The organism is Halalkalicoccus sp. CG83 (assembly GCF_037081715.1).
Classification (GTDB): domain Archaea; phylum Halobacteriota; class Halobacteria; order Halobacteriales; family Halalkalicoccaceae; genus Halalkalicoccus; species Halalkalicoccus ordinarius.
The window spans coordinates 238,425-257,742 of record NZ_JAZDDH010000003.1 but is presented as its reverse complement, the minus strand read 5'-3'; the positions used below and the strand labels follow the sequence as shown (position 1 = coordinate 257,742).

The window sequence follows — 19,318 nt, the reverse complement described above, 5'->3', positions numbered from 1 at the left end:
CAGATGGCGATTTCACCCATCACTGCCCAGTTCAGTTCCTCGCCCGCGAGGCCGAGTCCCGCGATCGCGCCGACGGCCGTCATCGATGTCGAGGCGGGGACGCCGAAGAAGTTCCCGACAAACAGCGCCAGCCCGATGAAAAAGAGGACCCCGATGCTGGCTTCCAGCGTGAAGACGCCGGGATCGTGGACCAGTTCGGTCCCGAGTGTGTCGACAACCCGACGGCCGATCGTCCACGCGCCGACGAAGAAGAAGACGGTCATCAGGGCGGCTGCCCACGACTTCGAGATGGCGTCGGCGCCGACTGCTGGGCCGAACGCCGGCCCCGTCGTCGCGCCGCCGACGTTGTACCCGACGAAGATAGCGACGAGGACGCCTACAAGAAGCAACACGGTAACCATAACAATAGATTCGCATACGTATCATGTGGATAGATCCATAGGTGTTGTGCCGTCCTTCGTCGAAGCATTACCTGTGCCGTACGCTACGGATTGACAGTGAATGCTGCCCAGTTGCAACTCGTGACACGCTCGGGTATCCTGAGGAGGCAGAATCACCTGTCTGACCGGCCTTGTCCGTCGCCCTTGGCTGTCTCTTCGATCATCTCCTCGATCTCGTCTTCGCGCGGGCGACGCTCGACACGCTGATTGACGGTCTCGACCTGGTCTTGAAGTGTACCGATCTGCTCCGTTACGGTCTCCTCAACCGTCCTTTCGACTGTTTCTCCGACAGCTTCTTCGACTGCTGTGGTCATCCAGTCCGGATCGAAGCGCGCCATCTTCCAGGTGACGTGAACCGCGTAGGAAATTAGCACTCCGAATCCGAAGGCGAGACCGATTTCGGTCCCTATCAAGATAATCGACAAGATGGAGACAAAGATCAACACCCCATACGTGAGATCGACAATGGCGTCAACGTGACGTGGATTCATGGATGGGAGACCTCCCTGGAAACAGGTGCTGGCGATTCCGGGTTTGAACACGGGGGATCTGGCTCCACTTGTGTCTCCTAAGTGGGTTCGTGTGTGACAGCATATTGTTGATTGTTTTCAAGGAGGCTGAGGAGAAATCCTTTGGGTTAGATGAAGTGCTGGACTGGTCCTGACACCCTCAGATCGGCTTCAGCGGTATGGGTTTTCGCTGGTCGCCAGCCAATTCTCAAGTGGACAGCTGGTCGGCGGTGGCGACGTGGAAGATGGTTAATAATTCCAGAGCCGCGTTTCCCGCGCCCAGCTGCCACTTCTACATTTGTCACCCAGTAGGATGCTGAACGCGGGCGACCTCTTCAATCCAGGGACCGTTATAAAGTACGTCTCGATGTGGATTATTGGACCGTCAATGTCGACCGGCCTCGCCTACGGGTTCTTCGTCGTCTTTCCGTTCGTCTGACGACCCCACTGTGTTTATTCGCCTTGTCAGTGTAAAGTACAGATGATTTCACGCATTCTCGTACCAATGGACGGTTCGGAGATGAGCGAACGAGCGCTTGAGTATGCTCTTGAGGTCCATCCGAACACTGAGATAACCGTCCTGCACGTCGTTGGTGAGCCGTCACCGATGTAGGGGAAGGCAACAGGCGTCGCACTCGCCGACAATATCGAAGAAGCAGCAGAGGAACTCGCACAGTCGGTGTTCGACCGTGCGCGCGAACTCACTGCAGACGCTGATAGTGACGTGGAACTCGATACAGAAGTCGCAGTAGGCCACCCCGTTCGTGCGATCCTCAGCCGTGCCGATAACTACGATACAGTCGTCATCGGTAGTCACGGCGGAACCGTCGCGGACCGCCTGTTCGTTGGGAACGTCGCTGAGAAAGGTCTTTTGTCGATCGCCGGTTCCAGTGACAGTCGTTCGACGAGACAAACTGGGCCGGTGGAAGCTGAAGTGATCCGTCTATCGACACCTGCTAAATACGCGCCCTGTATTCAGCACACGACTCCCATCAGTCATCGAGAATTTCGACACGGTTGATTGTACTGCTACCTCGATGATCCGAAGCCATCTACGAGTATGCTATTTCTTCAGACGAGTGCCTGCGTTAAAATGCCTTGTAGACCATGCAAGGGCATGCCAATTCCTTCTTATTGTGGAGATATAACACATCACATGGCGAAGCGGGTGTTAGTCGCGATCGATGACTCGGGACCAGCTATCGCTGCACTGGAGTACGCTCTGTCCCGGTTCAGCACCGCAGACATCACTGTTCTCCATATCCTTGACATAGTCGACGCGGATAATATGCGTCAGCGAGTACTCGCTACCGACTGTGACGAGCAGCGTGATGCGGCCGAACACACCGCTGAGACCGTCTTGAGAACCGCACGGACCTATGCTGAGACATCTGGGATCGAGATTACGACAGCGACTGCTTCTGGGAAACCTGCACGTCAGATTCTTGCATATGCTGAAGAGAACGATATCGAGAGGATCGTGATGGGAACCCACGGTCGTTCTGGACTGGCTCGCCTGCTCCTCGGCAGTCTTTCCGATCTCGTCTCCGGACAATCATCAGTCCCGGTGACGAGTGTCCCCGAACCAATTACTACCGAACCAGGAAGTTCTCTCAGAGAGAACCACACGCAGGACCACGGAGAATCGAATACAACGATGAGGGAGGAGCCCCCACCGACGTTTTGGTGGTGTCCCGACTGTGCTGTCACCCTCCACACTCGATTAGAGTTCTGTCCTGGGTGTTTGGAAGTCCTCCTCCCGGCTGGAACGTCCAACTGATCTGTCAGTGGCTCTGTTGAACTCCATTTTCGAACAGGTTACATGTAGTTCCTATTCACTGCTCTCTGGCTCGTCGTCTTAGAGTACATCCAGCGGATTTCGGACCATCACACGGTCACTGACGCCTTCTTTTAGGGAGATGTCTTGGATCGTTGTGCGAAGTTTCCGATCGGCCGTAGCAACGTAGACGGTCTCGGTCTGTGCGAGTTCACAGACGATCGCCGGAATGTACTGGTCAGCTTTGACATCGTGTTCAGGCAGATTCTCGTCAGCAATCCGGCGCCGTGCTTCGTCTACCACAGCACTATACTGCTCGAAGTTCGGTGTGCGAATGATCAGATATCCCTCATCAACCAGTGCTTGAATGGTTTGCGCAGAAGCGCGGTGGTTCTCAGGTGCAGTCGATGAATCAAGCACATCGTCTACAAGTTCGTGTTTGACAGATTGTGGAAGAACCAGTGTCCGTCCCTGGTCGACCGCGCGTTCGACGCGACCACGCACACTCTGCCCATACATGATAATGGCGTTCGTATCAAGGAGGATCGTACTCATCCGTCAAGCAACTCGAGTTCTGCAGCAACCCGGAGAAAGTCAGCGTGCTCCATCCCAATGGTGGCACTGGCTTCACGATACGTGAGTTCGGCTGCGTCAACTTCTTCCCACACATCGAGAACCTCCTCAATAATGTCCTCACCGTATCGCTCGATCGCATAGTCGATTGTCTCGGATTCGGATTGAACGGCATCTGCGATCGTTCCCAATGAGAGATGGAGATCGAACTCGACAGCAGTGTATGTTGCTGGCTTGCCTTGTTCTCGGGAGAGTAAACCAGCCATTTGGAGTTCGCGACAGTATTGGTGGGCTGTTGTATGCGGAAGCCCAAGATCGTCTTTGAGATCGGTGACTGCAAATTCACCGTGACCAGCAGCGTAGCTCAGGATTTCGAGCTTGCGGTCATTCGCTAATTGCTCGAAGACGTCTTGTAATCGTTTTCGGGAGACTGATGATTCGTTGATGACGCTCATGTGAATATATTGTATATACGTAGAATCTGAATATGCATAATGGTTTCCATGGATAGCTGGTGTCTGGAGTAGGTTGCTCTACGAATAGTTCAGTTCAAGCGAGTTAGAACACGCCGAGGACGAAGCCGATTCCCATGATGATGAGGACAGTGGCGGACAACGCTGGGAGGTACGGTGTGTACTGCTCGACCGTCTCCTCGGAATGCTCGTACCCCGCGATCAATAGCATTGTCAGTCCGATGATACCGACGATGACAGTGATAGCATACGCGCTCATCAGTTCAAGGCAGTAGTTCGACCCAGCACACAGCGCGATAATCTCGAACTCCTCTTCGTGCGCGAATCCAAGGAGGAACGCGAACCATGCGATTCCGAGGAGGCCACGGTCGGCGGCATCATCGGGCTCTTCGTGTGAGTGTGAGCGCCCACCGACGAACGGGATAACCCCTTTCAGACGGGAAATGAGTCCCCCGTCGTCGTGATCATGTGAGTGTCCGTGGTCGTGACTATGATGATTGTCGGAATCGTGTCCATGGTCGTGGCCGTTACTGTGAGTACCGTGTGAATGGCCGTGTCGGTACTCGCGGATTCCAAGTGCGATGAGCAGGACACCAGCGACCACGCTGACTGGCCCTCCGAGGAACACGTTCCAGACGAGGTGAATCGGCTCGTTGATCTGTGTGAGGTTGAAGTACTCCTTTGCGTAGAAGAACACCCCTACCATCGCAATACTGCTGACGAGATGGCCGATGCCGATGATGAGACTCGCCGCGAACCCGTACACCCACTTGTTGGTTTGATCGAGAGCGTACGAGGCGGCGACTGGCCAGCCATGGCCCGGTTCGATACCGTGAATGGCACCGAGTACGACCGCGCCTACAAGCGGACCAACCATTTCGTTTGGAAACATCGCCTCACTCAGTACTCAGCAAACGGCGACTTTAGGGGTTGTTAATACTGATTCGGGGAGTTCGTCATAACGAACCTCTTGTAGCTGCACGCGTCAGTCGAGATCAATGCGCACGAGTTTCAGTATTCCCGATGAGGTCGTGGAGGAGTTCGACCGGGTGTGGCAGGACGAAGGAATCGAAAATCGGTCACGGGCAGTGAGGGAAGCGATGTTGGAGTTCATCGAAACCCATTCTCGCCTCGAAGATACGACCGGCGAGATCATCGCGCTCGTCGGCTTCGATTATCGGCATCACGATGTTATCCAGGAGCTCCACAGCGCCCAACACGAGTATCAGGACGTCATTCTCAATACGAGCCACACCCATCAGGGTGAATGGTGCCTCGAATCGCTGTTCTGCCGAGGGGCCGCCGAGCGGGTCCGTGAGCTGACGTACCGTCTGCGTGATTTCGACGGCGTACGTCGGGTGAAGGTGATGGTGATTCGGGACAGCGTCGAATGAGCTGCCTTCTTCGTCGAAGTGGCTCGATCGCGCACTCGTTTTCGCTCCTACTGATCGAGCGACGACCGATAGAGCAGCTACCGGAAGAAGAATTGACTGAACGACCCGCAATAGAAACCCTGAAACCCAAGAACTCGGCCCAGACCTACCACCAGAATCAGTCTTTGCCGGAGTCCTGTAGAGCAATCCGGGTAGATCTTAGTTAGACAGAGCCTTGTGCAATATGGTCTTTCACGGAAGATGACTGTTGCACAAGGCGGACCGCTCGATAACCAAACCCACCGAACTGCTCGCTCCTTGACTAGACACTTTCTGTCAATGAGGTGTGAAATTTTGGGAATAGAACGACGTTCTGATCCGTTCTAAACGCCGGCACCAATCCCGTTGATTCGATACGTATAATCCGTATGATGTCCTCTAAAGCCGGTCTCGAATACAGAAGCACTACACGTCAGGGTCGATGTCGTTCCAACGTAATGATGCAGAAGTCTGACAGAGATAATCGTAGTATTAACCGCAGAAGTTATTTGAGTGCGATCGCGGGGGTCGCCGCGGCGCCGGTAGTCGGCTCGGCCGTCGGTGCGGCTGACGTCGACGAGGAAGCGGAGCTCGAAAACGAGATCGAGAGTGGGGGGACGGTCAATCTCGACTCCGATACCGTCTACGAGGTAGACGACACGATACGGGTCACCGGTCTCGACGATCTCACGCTGGACGGCAACGGCGCGACGGTCAAGATCGGCCCGACAACCGGCTACGTGTTCAAACTGGGTATCTCGGAGGACCCGATCGACGACCTCACCGTCAAGAACTTCAACATCGATCTCAGCACCGACGGCGCGGGCGGTCGCGTCTTCGAGTGCCATGCGGCCGACAACCTCGAAGTGAGCGACATCACCGTTGAAGGCGAGCACGATACCGCCGGCAAGGGCCCGATGCTGGTGGGTCTCCACACGAGCGATGGCAGCGGTACCGTCTCGAACGTCAACCTGCCCGACGGCGGCGAAAACTCGAGCAGTGGCTACGGCGGCACGGGGATGTTCGTCAGCGACAACCACACGGGAGAGGTCACGATCCGGGACTGTCACATCGGTCCGTTCCCCGACAACGGGCTCTACTGTTCGAACAGCGAGGGCGAAGTCCACGTCGAAGGCGGTCACTTCGAGAACTGCAACGTCGCTGGCGTCCGTCTGGACGGCGACAACTGTTCGCTTCAGGGAGCGACGTTCGAGTACGACGAGGACATCTCGGGCTTCGACGGCCAGCGTCCGGTTCGCTGTGACGGCGGCGACATCGAGATCGACGACATCCACGTCGACATGTCGATCAACCAGACCGAAGCCATCCGCGTGATGAGCGGCGCCGAGTCGGTCAGCATCGAGGACTGCTCGATGGATCTGCACGGCGACGTACGCGACGGCATCTCGGTCACGACCGGCGCCGGTTCGGTCACGACGAGCAACAACGACATCAGCGGCGAGCAGCGAGACGACGTCTACCACTACTAAACTGACGACTGAGATCGACGGTCGGACGCTTCCTTCGAGCAACTACTCGTAGCAGACCGTGAAAATGGAGCTCATATGACGGATGCAGAGACGCCACCAGAGGCTTCAATCGAGGAGCGGTTTCGCATCATTCACGACCACTCCGATCTCGTTGATCAGACCCTCGACGAGCTTGCTGGTGAATTCGAAACCGAACTCGAGGAACAGAACGACTCATACGTTATTGAGATCCCCAGTCGTGAACTCCACCAGGGAGATTTACAGCATGGTGAGACGTACAAAGTCGCACTGATCTCTACGTTGACAGCAAAGAACGAATTCGGCCAGCCATAGGCCGATCCGAAACCGCCGGTTCAGATGGGCGACGTCCGCGTGGTCGGAATTGAGGCGATCGGACAACAGGGAGATGGAATCGCCAAGGTTGAACGCGGCTACGTTATCATCGTTCCGAACACCGAGGTCGGCGACGAGGTCACGATTGACATCACGAACGTCTCTGAGAATTTCGCTCATGGGACAGTGACGTCGGCGAACCAAGCGGATACTAAATAACGCATCCATCACCCTGTCCTGGCAAGCAGTTGAATCTCTTCAGCATCGAGTTTAGCGAATACCGACATAACGACACAGACCTCGAGAGCTACCACTACTCAGCAATGTCGAGTTCCGTGACCGTTCTCGCGTAGTGGAGAAACGTCTCGACGGAACCACCAGTGAGACGAACCTCAACAGTGATGATTTCAATCCCCGCGACCGAAAGGCGAGCCCAAAGATCGACCACAACTCCCTTATTCAGAATCCGGTCAACCACTTCTACAAGGCTCGCCGTACTTGGTCTAGCTGCACTCATTGTACCATCCTGAGTGACACCATCACGTGCTATCTCTTAAACCATTATCAGAGTGTAACAAACTATAGTAAGTGCCCCTCCACCCGCTCTTGGCGACCATCCAGAGCCCGAGAAGACTACCGTACAATTACACTCACCTGTGGGCAGAACTAACTACCTTGTGCAACAGCTGCCCTTTTTGAGCTACTAGTGTTGCACAAAGTCCCAAAGTGCAAGCCAAGCGTCTGACTGAAAGCTATGGTTTCGGCTGTATTCAGTCGAAACGGAGACGAATGCCTCAAATCTCAGCACGGGTTTCAGAGGAGGGTACTGGGTAAATCGCTCATCGGACGGTTTGTTCGTGAGGACAGACAAACGCACACCAGTGGGCGAGATATTTCGGATCCATCGACGGGATGTAACTATCGGAATCAATACTCAGAACGGAATCTCCGGGACATCGAACGAGACCCCACCACCGTGAACCTCGTACCTAATATCGGTATTCCGTGGGACTTTAATTTGCATCCGATCTCGGGTGATAGATGTCCCACCAACCACCAATTTCTTGTAGTTAGATCCGTCGAGCGTTTGTTCTTGCCCGTTAGTGCCGAAGAAACCGAATCCATACCGAACCTTGATCTGTGCATCGGCCGGTTGTCGAAAGAAGGCTGTTCCGCTTGCATTCCAGAACCACTCAAGCGTCCGCCAGTCGCCTTTTTCAACATGTCGCGTCTTGAGCATCGATCTCACCGGCGCTGCTTACGGTGGTCGTGAACGTTGCCATGACGACCTTTGGCTCGGCCACTCGCTCCCTTACCCCGTCGCCGAGCCCCCGTCCGTTGACGGTCCCTCGACTCTCGATCGTCGCGCTCCTCATCGCGGTGACGAGTCCGCGACCGTCGATCGCTTTCGTCTCCGTCGTCACTCCGTGATCTGTGGTCACGAACCTTTGGCGATGGATGAAAGACTTCGTCTCGTAGGGCAGCAGCGATCCGGTCAGCGTACACTTGCTGCCCCTTCTTATCGGGGTGCATAGTACCCTCGAAGTCACCCTGCGTCTGGCACGATTCGGAAGAGGTAACGAAGTATCGCTCGCCGCCGCGACAGTATCCGTGTCCACAGAACCCGTCTACGACGCCGTCTACGTATGTCCAGTTGTGATTGTCCGCGGCCTGCTTCACTGCCTACGACCTCTTTACGGTGCCTCCATCTCGGGGTTATCTCTTCATGCGAATCCGCGCCTGCTCAAGTCAGGGGTACATGGTCTGTTTCGTCATCGGGTCAAGCTGCATGTTCTGCGAGGGTTGGTTTGAGAGCAGCGAAGAGTTCTTCGAACCGATCTATCGACATTGAGTCAGTCGTTACCCAGACACCACAGCGATCGTAAATGACGCGTGTAAGATAGCCATATTCGAACATCCGAACCGTCGCTTGATATTCACCGAGTTGCGTATTTCGATACATTTCATCTGCCTGGAATCCAACCCGTTCCAGTTCAGCGAATCCAACGAGATCAGCTGTCCGATCCAGATCAGACCGAAGGTAGACTTGCTCGACTGTGTCGTCGGTGAAATACGTGATACTTCGGAGTTCGTCTCCAACACCCGTCCGGCACACACTAATTAACTCATCCGTGAATGCTGACTCAAGTCCGTCGTCACTCATGGTAACATATGGCACTTCATCTAACGATATAGTCGTAGTGGTGGAAAGAACTCATGATCTATCTCCACACAGTCCTTCTCCAGCGATCCTATACTGCCGTCAGAGATATTGAGACATTCGAGCGCCCTCATGTCACGGACTCAAATTACCAACCCCCTCTGGAAAGCTTCAGTGAAGAATACGTGCCCTCTATTCAGCACGCCAGTTCTGTCAACCACCGAAGTGTGCTATTTCTTCAGATGAGCGCCTGATTCTACCGATGTGTTGGAATCGCCGTTCCGATCGGTGATTCAGGCGTCGCGCCACACGAAGTTTTGGATTGTAACGAGGTGACCTTCGTCCGCGGAGTGCTGAATGGAATATTCGGTTGGGTAGTACCCCGATTGCGGGACTTCCGCCGGAAGTGCGACAGGAGCCACTACCTCCCCATCGAGGTTCGCCATAAAGTCGCTAGTCACCATCGGTTCGGTAAAGATCGAGTCGCCCAGACCGTCGTCATCGACATCGTAGGAGCCCCAGATGAGCGTGTGCGTGAACTGTTCACCTCCCAGCTCCGGCGTTGTCGGATCGAGGAGGTGTTCACCCATCATCGGAACGACCTCGCGGGGCGCCCCGAGAGCTTCGGCGGTAACGTAGCCTTCAGGGATGCGCTCGTCAGGGATCTCGTATTCTGCGATGCCGCCCTCGATGCCAGCGATGGTCTCCTGCTCCTCCAGGTAGAAGTGGAGGTCGAAGTGTGGGAACTGCCACGGGGTCGGGGGATGGCCCTGCGGTCCCCAGTCAATACCGGCGTAGATGTACGGAACCCCTTCGAGCTCGGGGAGTTCGAGGTTGTAGCTCACGCCGCCCTCGGGATGTTGGTGGTCGCCCTCGGCTTCGTTCGACGTGATGAGGTCAAATGCTGCTTCGCTCATCCAGATGCCGAGATAGCGGGGGGTGCCGTTCCTACAGACCTGCGCAGTTGTCTGGAGATCGATCTCCCCATCGCCAGTCACGTCTCGGCCTTCCCCCTCCAGTGTCTCAAACCGCGAGTCGCCGGCCGCGGCGGCGGAGCCACTGAATACGGAACCAGCAACCACACCTGTGCCGAGCACTTTCAGCACTGTTCGACGGTTCACCCCAGTGGAATGCCTGTTGGTTGGTACCATAGCACTGAGAGTACGTCTCGACGAACGATAAATATATGTGAAAATACAAATAAGATGACACAAGGGCGTAGAAACGAAATTACTGTTGCCTTCTGCTGCATTGCGCCGCTGATTTCCTGTCCACGGTTTCCATGTACTGCCGATGGCTAATAATAAAATACTCTCTCTGCAACCCATCAAAAATATTATTAATTCAGGTTTAATTATGAGAGTTGCGGGGGCGAGGCACCTAAAACCCGTCCGCGGAAGGGGACTATGGCCCCGTGGAGCTCATCCATTCTATTTTGGCGCTCGATAGTCCCCAAATAATCATTTGGTATGTGATACCAAAACGCTGCCGATAATTCACTTCACTGTAATCACAAGTGAATCGCAATTCAGCCCCAACGCCAAGTACGACGCCCCGACGCTATCCAGCGATTCCGGACACACTCAATTAGATACATAAGTTAACGGATAGTGGATCTGAGCGCTGACGTATCACTAAAACGTAGGTGTTCTATGCGGATGGCTGGAACGGGGCCGTCCCCGTTCCGTGACCAACCAGTTAACGACGGTCGGGTTTCCACCGGCACCTGGGGGAGGTTTGCCGGTTGGGAGCAGTTTGCGCTACGATATCAAATGGCAAAAATCCATCGTTCGGGGGTCAGGGGCCGTGCCCCCGCGAAAAACGCGAGCGTGTGGACGTTCATGCGCTCGTCCACACCTCCCAGCACTCCCAGGAGAGAAGCGGGCGGCCGTCGGCGGTGTAGCCTTCACACTCCGGGCTATCGCACCCCGGCGCATGGGTGGTCTCGGCGCTCTCTCCCTGGGGTTTCGAGTCGACAACCGCCCCGCCGTCCGCGAGAGCGCGCTTCCCATCCGGCCTGCTCGCCGACGCGGCCGCGAGGACGGGTTCAGGAATCGCGATCGCGACGCGATGCTTGCAGGCGCCCGATCCGTACTCGTCGGCTTTGCAGGTGCAGCTCGTCGGAACGCCGTTCTCGACGGTCACACGGTGGGTGTGCTCGTCCGCCTCGTCGCTGTAGCTGCCGTTTCGGATCTGGATAAGACCGGGCGCCTCGAGGTCGAACTCGAAGGCTTCGTACTGTGCTCGTTTCGTCGTCGTTGCGTCGGGTTGAAGTTCCGACAGTGCGTTTGTACACATGGCTGATCTGTCCAAGACAGCCCCGCTCGGGTGTTGCAACCACCCGGGCATCCCATTCATACCGGAACGGAACGCCCCAAGGAGCGGGTCTGTCTCTACCTATTGGCATGTACCAATAGGTAATAAAGCTTCCCTTTGGTTATGCGCCAATAGGCTTATAGGCCGGGCAGATGTAGATATAGCTATGAGCCAGGATAATCGGAAACGGAACCAAGAGGGACAGTATGTCGAGACCATCACACGCGAGCGCGTCCTTGCCGCGCTCGAGGACGCCGACGAGCCGATTATGGCTACCGGCGACGTCGCCGACGCCCTCAACTGCAGCCGCGAGGCTGCCCGATTGAAGCTCACCGAGTTGGCTGACGAGGGGGAGGTCGAGCGCCACAACGTGCGTGGTGCCGTAGTCGTTTGGTGGCGTGTGGATCAGCCGACGACCGCCGAGCCCCTCCAAGATCTCATCGGGATGCTCGACAAGGACGAGGCCGACGCTTTCGAGAAGCGTACTCGGGAGGTGCGCGATCAGTTCGATCGCGAGATTCTCGGCGACGACGCTCCGGAGCGCGAGGCGTAGGCCGGATGATTCTCGATTCAACGCTCATCAACAAGCTCGCTCGGGATGATCCTGCTGCAGCGGAAACACTTCAGGATCTGATCGACACCGGGACCCCCGTCGCGTTTTCGGCGCTCACCGTTTTCGAGGTAGAGGTAGGGGTTCGAGGAGCGGCCGCAAACCACCGGAGCCGCTTCGAGAACGTCGCCAAGCGGATCGACGTGGTCCCGCTCACCCACGACATCGCACACCGCGCGGCGACGATCCAGCGCGATCTTTACGACCGCGGTGAACCCATCGGCGTAGTCGACGTCCTGATCGCCGCGACGGCCCTCGTCAGAGATGAAGGGGTACTCACCCGCAACGCCGACGAGTTCCGCCGGGTCGACGGCCTCGACGTCGCGACGTACTGAATATGAGTAGGGAAACCGTCGAGCTCGCCGGCGGGGGAGAAGCCTACAAGTGCGAATACTGTAGCCAGCTTGCGCTTGCGATCCATCAAATCGCGGTGCACGAAGCGACTTGTCCAGAAAATCCCGAACGGAGTGAGCCGTAGCGGGGACGAGCCTTGTGCAATAATCGCCTTTCATAGGCGCCCGGTGTTGCACAAGGCCGTAGAAATCCACCATTGATTACGTAAATATAATCACAAGTAGAAACCGATAGACAGCGTAGGGGTACCTCCGAGACGGGCGGCGAAGTCTCGTTTAGTATATAAAGGAGCTCGATTCTCGACCTCCGGCGGGCAGGGGTATCTCTTGACAGTTCGGAGCAAGCATCCACCGACCGGAGGATGGTCGCAGCGAGCGGAGCGAGTGAGCACCGCCTCGTTCCCGAAGTGAGGAGGGTCCAGTGAGTCGCGCACGCCGTCCGCTCAATGAGTTCGCGAAGGGCGTTCCGGTGGTGTTCGAGCTGCTGGTATGCATCCGCGAGTGCGGCCTCGGTGTCATCAAGCCGCGAACGGACCACCTGATTCTCCTTGTGCGAGACCTCGGCGATTTCGATCAGCTCTATCTCGTCAAATACGTTTCCTATCTGAAAACACATTCTAAAACCGTAAACAAAATTGAAATATAGATCAGCTGTTGATAGCATGTCCCATGGGATGCGGTGAGGGGCAGAGAGTACACTATGAGCAAGAGAACATACAGGAGACGAACTGTACTCAGTGTGACCGGAGCTGCTCTCGTTGGCGGAACGATGGCAACTGGAAGCGCGGCGGCTGACGAACACGATCACGTCCGGTCCTACTCAGCGGACCTCACTGGTGACCAACAGGTCCCACCAGTCGGAACCGACGCGAGCGGCCACGCTACCTTCGAGGCGAACGAGGACGAGATGACGGTGGCGTACGAGGTCCACGTCGAGTCCATCTGTAACGTCACGCAGGCGCACGTCCACCTCGGCGAGGAGGGCGAGAACGGCCCCGTCGTCGCGTGGCTCTATCCGGAGGAGGGAGAGGAACCCGAACTCATCGAGGGGCGCTTCGACGGCACGCTCGCGGAGGGGACGATCACCGAGGACGACCTCGTCGGCCCGCTCGAGGGCGCGTCGGCAGAGGAGGTCGTCGAGATGCTCAAGGACGAGGGTGCCTACGTCAACGTCCATACCGAGCAGCATCCCGACGGCGAGATCCGCGGACAGATCATGCCCGACGAGATGCCGGAAGAGGAATCCGAAGGGGACGGATCCGAGGACGGCGAGGATGACGAGGAAGGGTCCGAGGAGGAGCCGCCGGAGGACGAGGACTCGTCGGATGACGAAGATGAGTCCGAAGACTCGGATGACGAGGAAGACGAGTCCGATGACTCGGAGGGCGGAGGTGACTCCGATACCGAGGACGACTCCGATGGTGGTAGCGGCAGCGACGACGACCTCGACTGTGAGGACTTCGACACCCAGGAGGAAGCTCAGGAGGTTTACGAGCAGGACACGAGCGATCCCCACGGTCTCGACGGTGACAACGACGGCGAGGCCTGTGAAACGCTACCCGGCGGGAGTTCAGCTTCGCTAAATAGACCGTTCTCGGTCGTCCGTTCCCTGTTCTGATAACTGAGTCCGTCTCTCATTTTTCGCAACTCGCCTGGACCTCAGCTCCATCTATCTTGATCGTATCAGTCTGACCACTCACATAACAGTTCGCGGAAATGAGTTCATGGATGGACGTTTTTGATGGGTGCTCAGGTGAGCCACCGATGTGCTTCTCGAGGAGCTGATCGAGGCGGATCGGCCGTTACTTTTTTTTGTCTATTGTTATCACGAATCGCGCCGTTCGCACTTAGTACCTGCCGTCGGCGCTCGAGTGGGGGGATCTCTCCCCTTCTCACGATTTTGCACTTGAGCCGCGGCTTGATCCGTGAACCTTGTGCAACATCGATTCTTTTGCGGATGGCCGAATGTTGCACAAGGTGATACCTGCCTAATCACACCGTGCCGTGATACGCTCACGAACCAAGAACCACTGACTTTGGTTTCATTCATAATACTACTACTAAAACCGGAGAGTTCTCTCCACACCTGCTGCTACTACGGTCTTGCTTGCGCGGTTCGCTTTCGCGGACTATACTCGGTGGTGAGGCGTCACCCGTTCGATATCACATCGTTCGCGTGGGTCTACTTACTCTCCTCATCACAACGATCGTGATGAGTCGCGTATCTTGTTGCAGCCTCCGGATCGACGACGATGAGGTTCTTCCCACGACGTTTCGTTTGCTGAACGTCCGCTTTCCCCAGCTCCTCAAGGAAGTTCATGACACGAGCCACCGTCTGTGTGTGCGGGCGCTTTCCTTCTGAGGCGGTGATCACTCGCTTGATCGCTCTGCTATCGATGACCAGGCCAGCAGGGGCCTTCTCGGCGTAATCACAAACGTCTCGTGCGATGAAGCGCGCGCGTTCTTGGTTGGTAGTGAGTTCGCGATCAGCAACGTGCTCGGGGAGCGCACAGATCCGTTCAAGTGGCGTCTGGGATGTCTGCGTCCCTGTTTCCTCGTCTTCAACCCCCTGGGGTTGCATCCGCAGAATCGGGTTGCGTCTGTCGATTTTCTGCTTCGGTGATCCGCGCGCGCACATCGGCGAACCCTCGACCGGTATGGTCCTTGTGCTCAGCGAGTTCTGTTTCGAGCCGGTCGATCTGTTCGGCTTGCTGTTCGACAGTCTCTTGGAGATCTTCGACGGGTCGAGGACTGCTGTGAGGCTTGACGTACTCAGTGGAGCGGATCCCATTCTACCGTGTAATTCGGTATCGTTACCCGCATTCTCTTAGCAATTCCCAAATCCGTCTTGATAGAACTCAGTAGTGCAGTGAAACGGCGGGATCAATGCAGACGTGCTTGGGAAGTCTGCGATGCTACTGCCACCGCTAGAAGAAGAGGTCTTGTGATCTATGAGACAGGGTTAATGTCGGAAACACCCGGATATGTGGGACGGTACTCCCGTCGGTCGGGGTCATCTGGTGCCCACGACGATGGTTACAGGCAAGAACTCATCCATGGTCAAACCCGAATGTATCACGCCAGAAAGACTCCGACGTCTGACGCTGTTGTTTGAGTTGATCGCGAACCGCAAACGCAAATTCGCGTCCAGCATCCCCTTTGACCCGGTATCGTCGGTCGATATCGCGTCCCTGAAGCGTGAGATAATTGCCTCGGAGAAGAAATTCACACACGGGAGGATTCATCTCTTCAAGACTGAACGCCATAAACTGCGTACTGAACTTGCCATTCTTGAAGTCGATGACCCGGTGATCGGTCAGAATGAGTTTCCGGGGAGGCACTCCCCAATACCACGGAGTCCACCATTGCCGCCTCGTACATACAATTCCGAGAAGTACCATCTCGTCGTCAGAGAGGTGGTTCTCAAGCAATGAGCGAGTTGCCTCGTCAAACTCATCGACGCTGGAATAGACCGGTTTAGTCATAGATATGTTTCTGGGTAGAATCGACTAAACAGTAGTGATGAAGGTTCTTCAGGGAAAAACTCACGTTTTGAATTCTGGTAAAAATAGAAATGTTACTGTATCTCATCGACTCCAAGTGCTTCGAGCTGCCCTTTATAACGATTGCGGATCGTCACTTCAGTCACTTGCGTAACATCAGCAACCTCAGTCTGCTGATCAGATTTACGGTTACCTGTGCGGCACTGAGGCAACGGTGAATAAGCGTACAACGCGCTCACACTACTCCTCCTCTTTCACTGAGACTCTGCAGAGAGCTGCAACAGCCAATCCGTGAACGCATCACTCTGTGGATCCACTTGTTCCTCACTAGCAAACGGCACGAACAAATCACCGGCCATAAGTAACGAAAAGTCCAGATCTTGCGTTCGGGGCTTGAGGAAATACGTCGTATGGCCGTTATAGACGGCTGACTCGCGTTCGATCATTCCCTCCTCTTCGAGTGCAGTCGCAATCCGAGTCCCAGTGCGACTACTCACCTCAAGTTCCTTCCACAATTCACTTTGATAGAGGCCCTTAGTTTCCCGGATGAGGTCGAGTGCCTGTTGCTGGCGCGGTGTGAGATCACCCTCAGTCTCCACTGCGTCCGTTTGCGGTGGGTCCGGGTCAGCGCTGGTAACAGCAGTCTCCTTGTCTTCAGAGGGTGTGAGAAGATACGTAGTACGCCCGTTGTGAGTGGATTGTGTGCGCTCGATGAGTCCATACTCTGCCAGCGATCGGGCGAGGCGGCTCCCTTTTCGGCTACTGACATCCAAGCGTTTCCAGAGCTCGCTTTGATGCAATTCGTCTGCAGTAGTGATGGTCTCATAGGCTTGCTGCTCCGCAGAAGACAGCTCTATGGTTGAACTCATTACCGAGAAGTAGAAGATCAGCCACTAATATCGCTTTATATCTCGTCTTGGAGTGAGAGAAGCGGTTTCGAGCCAGGATTACCGCTTCCGCATGAATCCGATAGCCGAAGGGAGAGATCTCGCCACTAGCAACCCCAACGCTCGGCAGATTGCTCCCTAGAGGGACTCACTGCTGTGTGTCTGAGCGACAACGTATCCATCCGTCTCCTCATGTTCTGTGAGTCGGCCTTGTTCAAGCGCTGTCGCGATCGCCTGATTGACCTGCTTGACTGGATACCCCGAATTCGCACAGAGGATGACACGAATATGTGCGGCATCGATTGCGTCCGGACCACTTCCTTTTGTATTGGCCTCGACAGTCCGAACGACACGCTCAATCATCTGTTCGTGGGGCTCCTGGGATGTCATGAACTGACACACGCTTGCTTCGAAAATAGAGATTGGGTAGTGTACGCCAGAAGGGACTGGTGGAAAAGAAATACCCCCTCAACGAGGAGGGGACGGACACGTCTTTGAAATGGATTCTATCATCAGGCGGTCGATCCGTTCGGTCGGCGTCTCCGCGTTCGGATCGTAGCTCTGTGGTGTGGCGATCGAGGGATCGAAGACCCAGTAGGTCACCTCCTCGTTTCGCACGGTCGAGTTCGCGCTCACGGAGTTCCCGCGGCCCTCGGCGGTGAGATCGCGGGCGGCGACCTCCACCTGCAGCGCTCGCGGTTTGATCCCATGGTCCTCGGCGATCTGCGCGATGTCCGAATACGGCACCCAGATCTCGGTAGGGTCGCCGTCCTCGGGGTCATCATCGATCCGCACGCCGTGGCGGTCGACCATGGCCTCGACCGTCGGGAACGCGGTAGCGCGCCCGATATGGTTCGCGATGGCCTCCACGGCGACGGTACGCGGCCCCTTAGGCTCGACTTCTCGGGAGTGTTCTGAGATGAACGGGGCGATCCAGTTACCCCACGCAGTGCTATCTCGGAGCGACTTGATCGGTTCGGCGGTCCACACCCCCACGGCGTCGAATATCGCCACGCGGAGCGCGAACGGGTCGTAGTGGCTGATCGCCTCGTCGCCGGTCTCAATGAAGAACTCGCCGACGCCCGCGTGTTCGAAGCACCAGCGGTAGAGCGTGCTACTCTTGGCGTCGGTGCTACGGACAGCCTCGATCCCGACGACGTGGTTCTCGAGGTAGGCGTTTAGCGGGTCGTCGACCCCGTCGCCGCCCTTGGCGAACCCCTCAGCGTGCTCCTCGATAGCGCCCTTGATGTCCGTCTTAGTGGAGAGCGTGTGATCGGTCAGTGAGCCGGCCAGCGGTGACACCGGGTGTTCGTCGAGGCCGTGAACACCGACGAGCTCGCCGATCCGGCGAGCAAAGCTGTCGATAGCGTTGGCCTCGGCCGCGTAGGACGACACACCATCACCGGCAGCCTCGATCTCCGAGACCGCCGTCTCGAGCGCCGCCGCGGCGGCTTCCTTCGGGTTTTCCACATCCTCGTATTCGAGAGCCGTCTCGGCCGCCCCCTCCTTGCTGTTCTCGTTCTCGGCGGGGTACTACTTCGAACTTCGATCGACTGACCGACACGATGGGCGATCAACTGACCAGCCGCCGCAGCTTCCTCGCCGCCTCCGCAGTGGTGGGGGCAAGCGCATTCGGCGCGATACCAGCCAGTGCGAGTGAACACGGTGAGGAGGGGATGAGCGGAGAGATGCCACCGACCGAGTTCGTCACTGAGGGCGAGTTCGAGGACGACGTCGATATCCTCAACTACGCACGTCTCCTCGAGTTCCTCGAGGCCGACTTCTATCGCCAGGCGCTCGAGAACATGAGCGAGCGGGATCTCGTCTGCTCGGAGCCCATCCGATCGTTCGGCGATCCAATCCAGGATCGCGTCTACGGCGATCTTCAGACGATTCTGGAGCACGAAGAGACCCACGCCGAAGTCCTTGGGGCGACGATCGAAGACCTTGGGGGAGAGCCGATCGACGAACCGGAGTTCGAGTTCGGCGCGGCCGTTGAAGAGCCCATGGAGTTCCTCGCCACCGCAGCGCTGCTTGAGGACACCGGCGTCAGCGCCTACGCTGGTGCGGCTCCCTCGATCGAGAACGCGGAACTCGTCCCGCCGGCACTCAGCATCCACAGCGTCGAGGCGCGCCACGCATCGTTCCTGCGCGTGCTCAGTGGTGAGATCGGCTTCCCGGCCGCGTTCGATGAGCCCCTCTCGCGAGCGGAAGTCGAAGAGGCGGCCAGCCAGTTCATCGTCCAGTAGCTCTCAGCGGCGAACGAAACGAGGTATTTCACTTACTTGTTCGATTGTTCTATTAACCTGTGAACCCTCGACTTGCTATGGAACTAGATCACACGTCCATCCTTGGTACCTGGCAGAGGGATGGATTACCGCAACGGTGGGACCAGACAGCAAAGCTGGAGATTATCGTGAGCATTGACACCGTCTCGGCTCACGTCGAGTACGTCGTCAACGAGTCAGGGGAACGCTCGAC

The 19,318-nt window shown here is 56.5% G+C and carries 22 protein-coding genes and 4 pseudogenes; 11 read left to right on the top strand and 15 right to left on the bottom strand.

What is annotated here, in order from left to right:
* Together V0Z78_RS18395 and V0Z78_RS18390 are read right to left on the bottom strand one after the other, a co-directional pair.
* On the bottom strand, window positions 1–401 hold a 401-nt coding region (locus tag V0Z78_RS18395), incomplete at its 3' end, for an inorganic phosphate transporter (RefSeq protein WP_336346132.1).
* A gap of 152 nt (window positions 402–553) precedes the next feature.
* Complete coding sequence (locus V0Z78_RS18390; protein WP_336346131.1) at window positions 554–931, bottom strand: hypothetical protein; 378 nt, start codon at window positions 929–931, stop codon at window positions 554–556.
* 331 nt (window positions 932–1,262) lie between these two features.
* Between V0Z78_RS18390 and V0Z78_RS19170 the strand changes: the two are divergent.
* From V0Z78_RS19170 to V0Z78_RS18380, 3 genes and pseudogenes are all read left to right on the top strand, one after another.
* Window positions 1,263–1,388: pseudogene (locus tag V0Z78_RS19170) on the top strand (inorganic phosphate transporter); the annotation flags it as partial.
* 42 nt (window positions 1,389–1,430) lie between these two features.
* Window positions 1,431–1,887: pseudogene (locus V0Z78_RS18385) on the top strand (universal stress protein).
* 218 nt (window positions 1,888–2,105) lie between these two features.
* Window positions 2,106–2,729, top strand: a complete 624-nt coding sequence (locus V0Z78_RS18380; protein ID WP_336346130.1) for a universal stress protein — start codon at window positions 2,106–2,108, stop codon at window positions 2,727–2,729.
* A 78-nt stretch (window positions 2,730–2,807) separates the two neighbouring features.
* Here the strand turns inward: V0Z78_RS18380 and V0Z78_RS18375 are convergent, their stop codons facing one another.
* From V0Z78_RS18375 to V0Z78_RS18365, 3 genes are all read right to left on the bottom strand, one after another.
* A complete protein-coding gene (locus V0Z78_RS18375) occupies window positions 2,808–3,281 on the bottom strand; it encodes a hypothetical protein (RefSeq protein ID WP_336346129.1) in 474 nt (157 codons plus the stop codon).
* Window positions 3,278–3,754, bottom strand: a complete 477-nt coding sequence (locus V0Z78_RS18370; RefSeq protein WP_336346128.1) for a helix-turn-helix domain-containing protein — start codon at window positions 3,752–3,754, stop codon at window positions 3,278–3,280. The genes V0Z78_RS18375 and V0Z78_RS18370 overlap by 4 nt, the downstream gene beginning before the upstream one ends.
* Before the next feature lie 103 nt (window positions 3,755–3,857).
* Window positions 3,858–4,664 (bottom strand): hypothetical protein, encoded by an 807-nt coding sequence (locus tag V0Z78_RS18365; protein WP_336346127.1) that lies wholly within the window; start codon window positions 4,662–4,664, stop codon window positions 3,858–3,860.
* Between the two features lie 106 nt (window positions 4,665–4,770).
* Here V0Z78_RS18365 and V0Z78_RS18360 point away from each other — a divergent pair, with 106 nt between their 5' ends.
* The 3 genes and pseudogenes from V0Z78_RS18360 (at window position 4,771) to V0Z78_RS19165 (ending at window position 7,226) form a co-directional block, all read left to right on the top strand.
* The gene (locus V0Z78_RS18360) at window positions 4,771–5,166 is read left to right on the top strand and encodes a CopG family ribbon-helix-helix protein (RefSeq protein WP_336346126.1); all 396 of its coding nucleotides are present in this window, start codon (window positions 4,771–4,773) and stop codon (window positions 5,164–5,166) included.
* 527 nt (window positions 5,167–5,693) lie between these two features.
* Window positions 5,694–6,674: a hypothetical protein gene (locus V0Z78_RS18355; protein WP_336346125.1), complete on the top strand. Its 981-nt coding sequence runs from the start codon at window positions 5,694–5,696 to the stop codon at window positions 6,672–6,674.
* A gap of 129 nt (window positions 6,675–6,803) precedes the next feature.
* Window positions 6,804–7,226 (top strand): annotated as a pseudogene (locus tag V0Z78_RS19165) (TRAM domain-containing protein).
* A gap of 94 nt (window positions 7,227–7,320) precedes the next feature.
* Here the strand turns inward: V0Z78_RS19165 and gvpJ are convergent.
* From gvpJ to V0Z78_RS18320, 5 genes are all read right to left on the bottom strand, one after another.
* The gene (gvpJ, locus tag V0Z78_RS18340; RefSeq protein WP_336346122.1) at window positions 7,321–7,524 is read right to left on the bottom strand and encodes a gas vesicle protein GvpJ; all 204 of its coding nucleotides are present in this window, start codon (window positions 7,522–7,524) and stop codon (window positions 7,321–7,323) included.
* Between the two features lie 417 nt (window positions 7,525–7,941).
* Window positions 7,942–8,247, bottom strand: coding sequence for a hypothetical protein (locus V0Z78_RS18335; protein ID WP_336346121.1), 306 nt, complete (start codon window positions 8,245–8,247; stop codon window positions 7,942–7,944).
* A 540-nt stretch (window positions 8,248–8,787) separates the two neighbouring features.
* The gene (locus tag V0Z78_RS18330) at window positions 8,788–9,171 is read right to left on the bottom strand and encodes a DUF7522 family protein (protein WP_336346120.1); all 384 of its coding nucleotides are present in this window, start codon (window positions 9,169–9,171) and stop codon (window positions 8,788–8,790) included.
* A 290-nt stretch (window positions 9,172–9,461) separates the two neighbouring features.
* Window positions 9,462–10,274: a hypothetical protein gene (locus tag V0Z78_RS18325; protein ID WP_336346119.1), complete on the bottom strand. Its 813-nt coding sequence runs from the start codon at window positions 10,272–10,274 to the stop codon at window positions 9,462–9,464.
* Window positions 10,275–11,007: 733 nt separating this feature from the next.
* Entirely contained in the window at window positions 11,008–11,466 is a 459-nt protein-coding gene (locus V0Z78_RS18320; protein WP_336346118.1) for an SWIM zinc finger family protein, read from the bottom strand.
* 184 nt (window positions 11,467–11,650) lie between these two features.
* Here V0Z78_RS18320 and V0Z78_RS18315 point away from each other — a divergent pair, with 184 nt between their 5' ends.
* From V0Z78_RS18315 to V0Z78_RS18300, 4 genes are all read left to right on the top strand, one after another.
* Complete coding sequence (locus V0Z78_RS18315; protein WP_336346117.1) at window positions 11,651–12,037, top strand: FaeA/PapI family transcriptional regulator; 387 nt, start codon at window positions 11,651–11,653, stop codon at window positions 12,035–12,037.
* A 5-nt stretch (window positions 12,038–12,042) separates the two neighbouring features.
* Window positions 12,043–12,429 (top strand): PIN domain-containing protein, encoded by a 387-nt coding sequence (locus V0Z78_RS18310; protein ID WP_336346116.1) that lies wholly within the window; start codon window positions 12,043–12,045, stop codon window positions 12,427–12,429.
* Window positions 12,430–12,868: 439 nt separating this feature from the next.
* The gene (locus V0Z78_RS18305; RefSeq protein ID WP_336346115.1) at window positions 12,869–13,093 is read left to right on the top strand and encodes a hypothetical protein; all 225 of its coding nucleotides are present in this window, start codon (window positions 12,869–12,871) and stop codon (window positions 13,091–13,093) included.
* A gap of 123 nt (window positions 13,094–13,216) precedes the next feature.
* Window positions 13,217–14,065, top strand: a complete 849-nt coding sequence (locus V0Z78_RS18300) for a CHRD domain-containing protein (protein WP_336346114.1) — start codon at window positions 13,217–13,219, stop codon at window positions 14,063–14,065.
* Window positions 14,066–14,629: 564 nt separating this feature from the next.
* Here V0Z78_RS18300 and V0Z78_RS18295 read toward each other — a convergent pair.
* The 5 genes and pseudogenes from V0Z78_RS18295 to V0Z78_RS18280 all read right to left on the bottom strand — a co-directional run bounded on the left by V0Z78_RS18295 (window position 14,630) and on the right by V0Z78_RS18280 (window position 18,307).
* A complete protein-coding gene (locus tag V0Z78_RS18295) occupies window positions 14,630–15,085 on the bottom strand; it encodes a hypothetical protein (protein ID WP_336346113.1) in 456 nt (151 codons plus the stop codon).
* A 412-nt stretch (window positions 15,086–15,497) separates the two neighbouring features.
* Window positions 15,498–15,932 carry a hypothetical protein gene (locus tag V0Z78_RS18290; protein ID WP_336346112.1) on the bottom strand — a complete coding sequence of 145 codons (435 nt, stop codon included), beginning with the start codon at window positions 15,930–15,932 and terminating at the stop codon, window positions 15,498–15,500.
* A gap of 272 nt (window positions 15,933–16,204) precedes the next feature.
* The gene (locus V0Z78_RS19160; protein WP_409338764.1) at window positions 16,205–16,549 is read right to left on the bottom strand and encodes a helix-turn-helix transcriptional regulator; all 345 of its coding nucleotides are present in this window, start codon (window positions 16,547–16,549) and stop codon (window positions 16,205–16,207) included.
* A gap of 84 nt (window positions 16,550–16,633) precedes the next feature.
* Window positions 16,634–16,819: pseudogene (locus V0Z78_RS19155) on the bottom strand (helix-turn-helix transcriptional regulator); the annotation flags it as partial.
* Window positions 16,820–17,305: 486 nt separating this feature from the next.
* Window positions 17,306–18,307, bottom strand: a complete 1,002-nt coding sequence (locus V0Z78_RS18280) for a hypothetical protein (protein ID WP_336346110.1) — start codon at window positions 18,305–18,307, stop codon at window positions 17,306–17,308.
* 95 nt (window positions 18,308–18,402) lie between these two features.
* On the opposite strand from V0Z78_RS18280, the gene V0Z78_RS18275 reads away from it, so the two are divergent.
* Complete coding sequence (locus V0Z78_RS18275) at window positions 18,403–19,086, top strand: ferritin-like domain-containing protein (protein ID WP_336346109.1); 684 nt, start codon at window positions 18,403–18,405, stop codon at window positions 19,084–19,086.
* Window positions 19,087–19,318 lie beyond the last annotated feature (232 nt).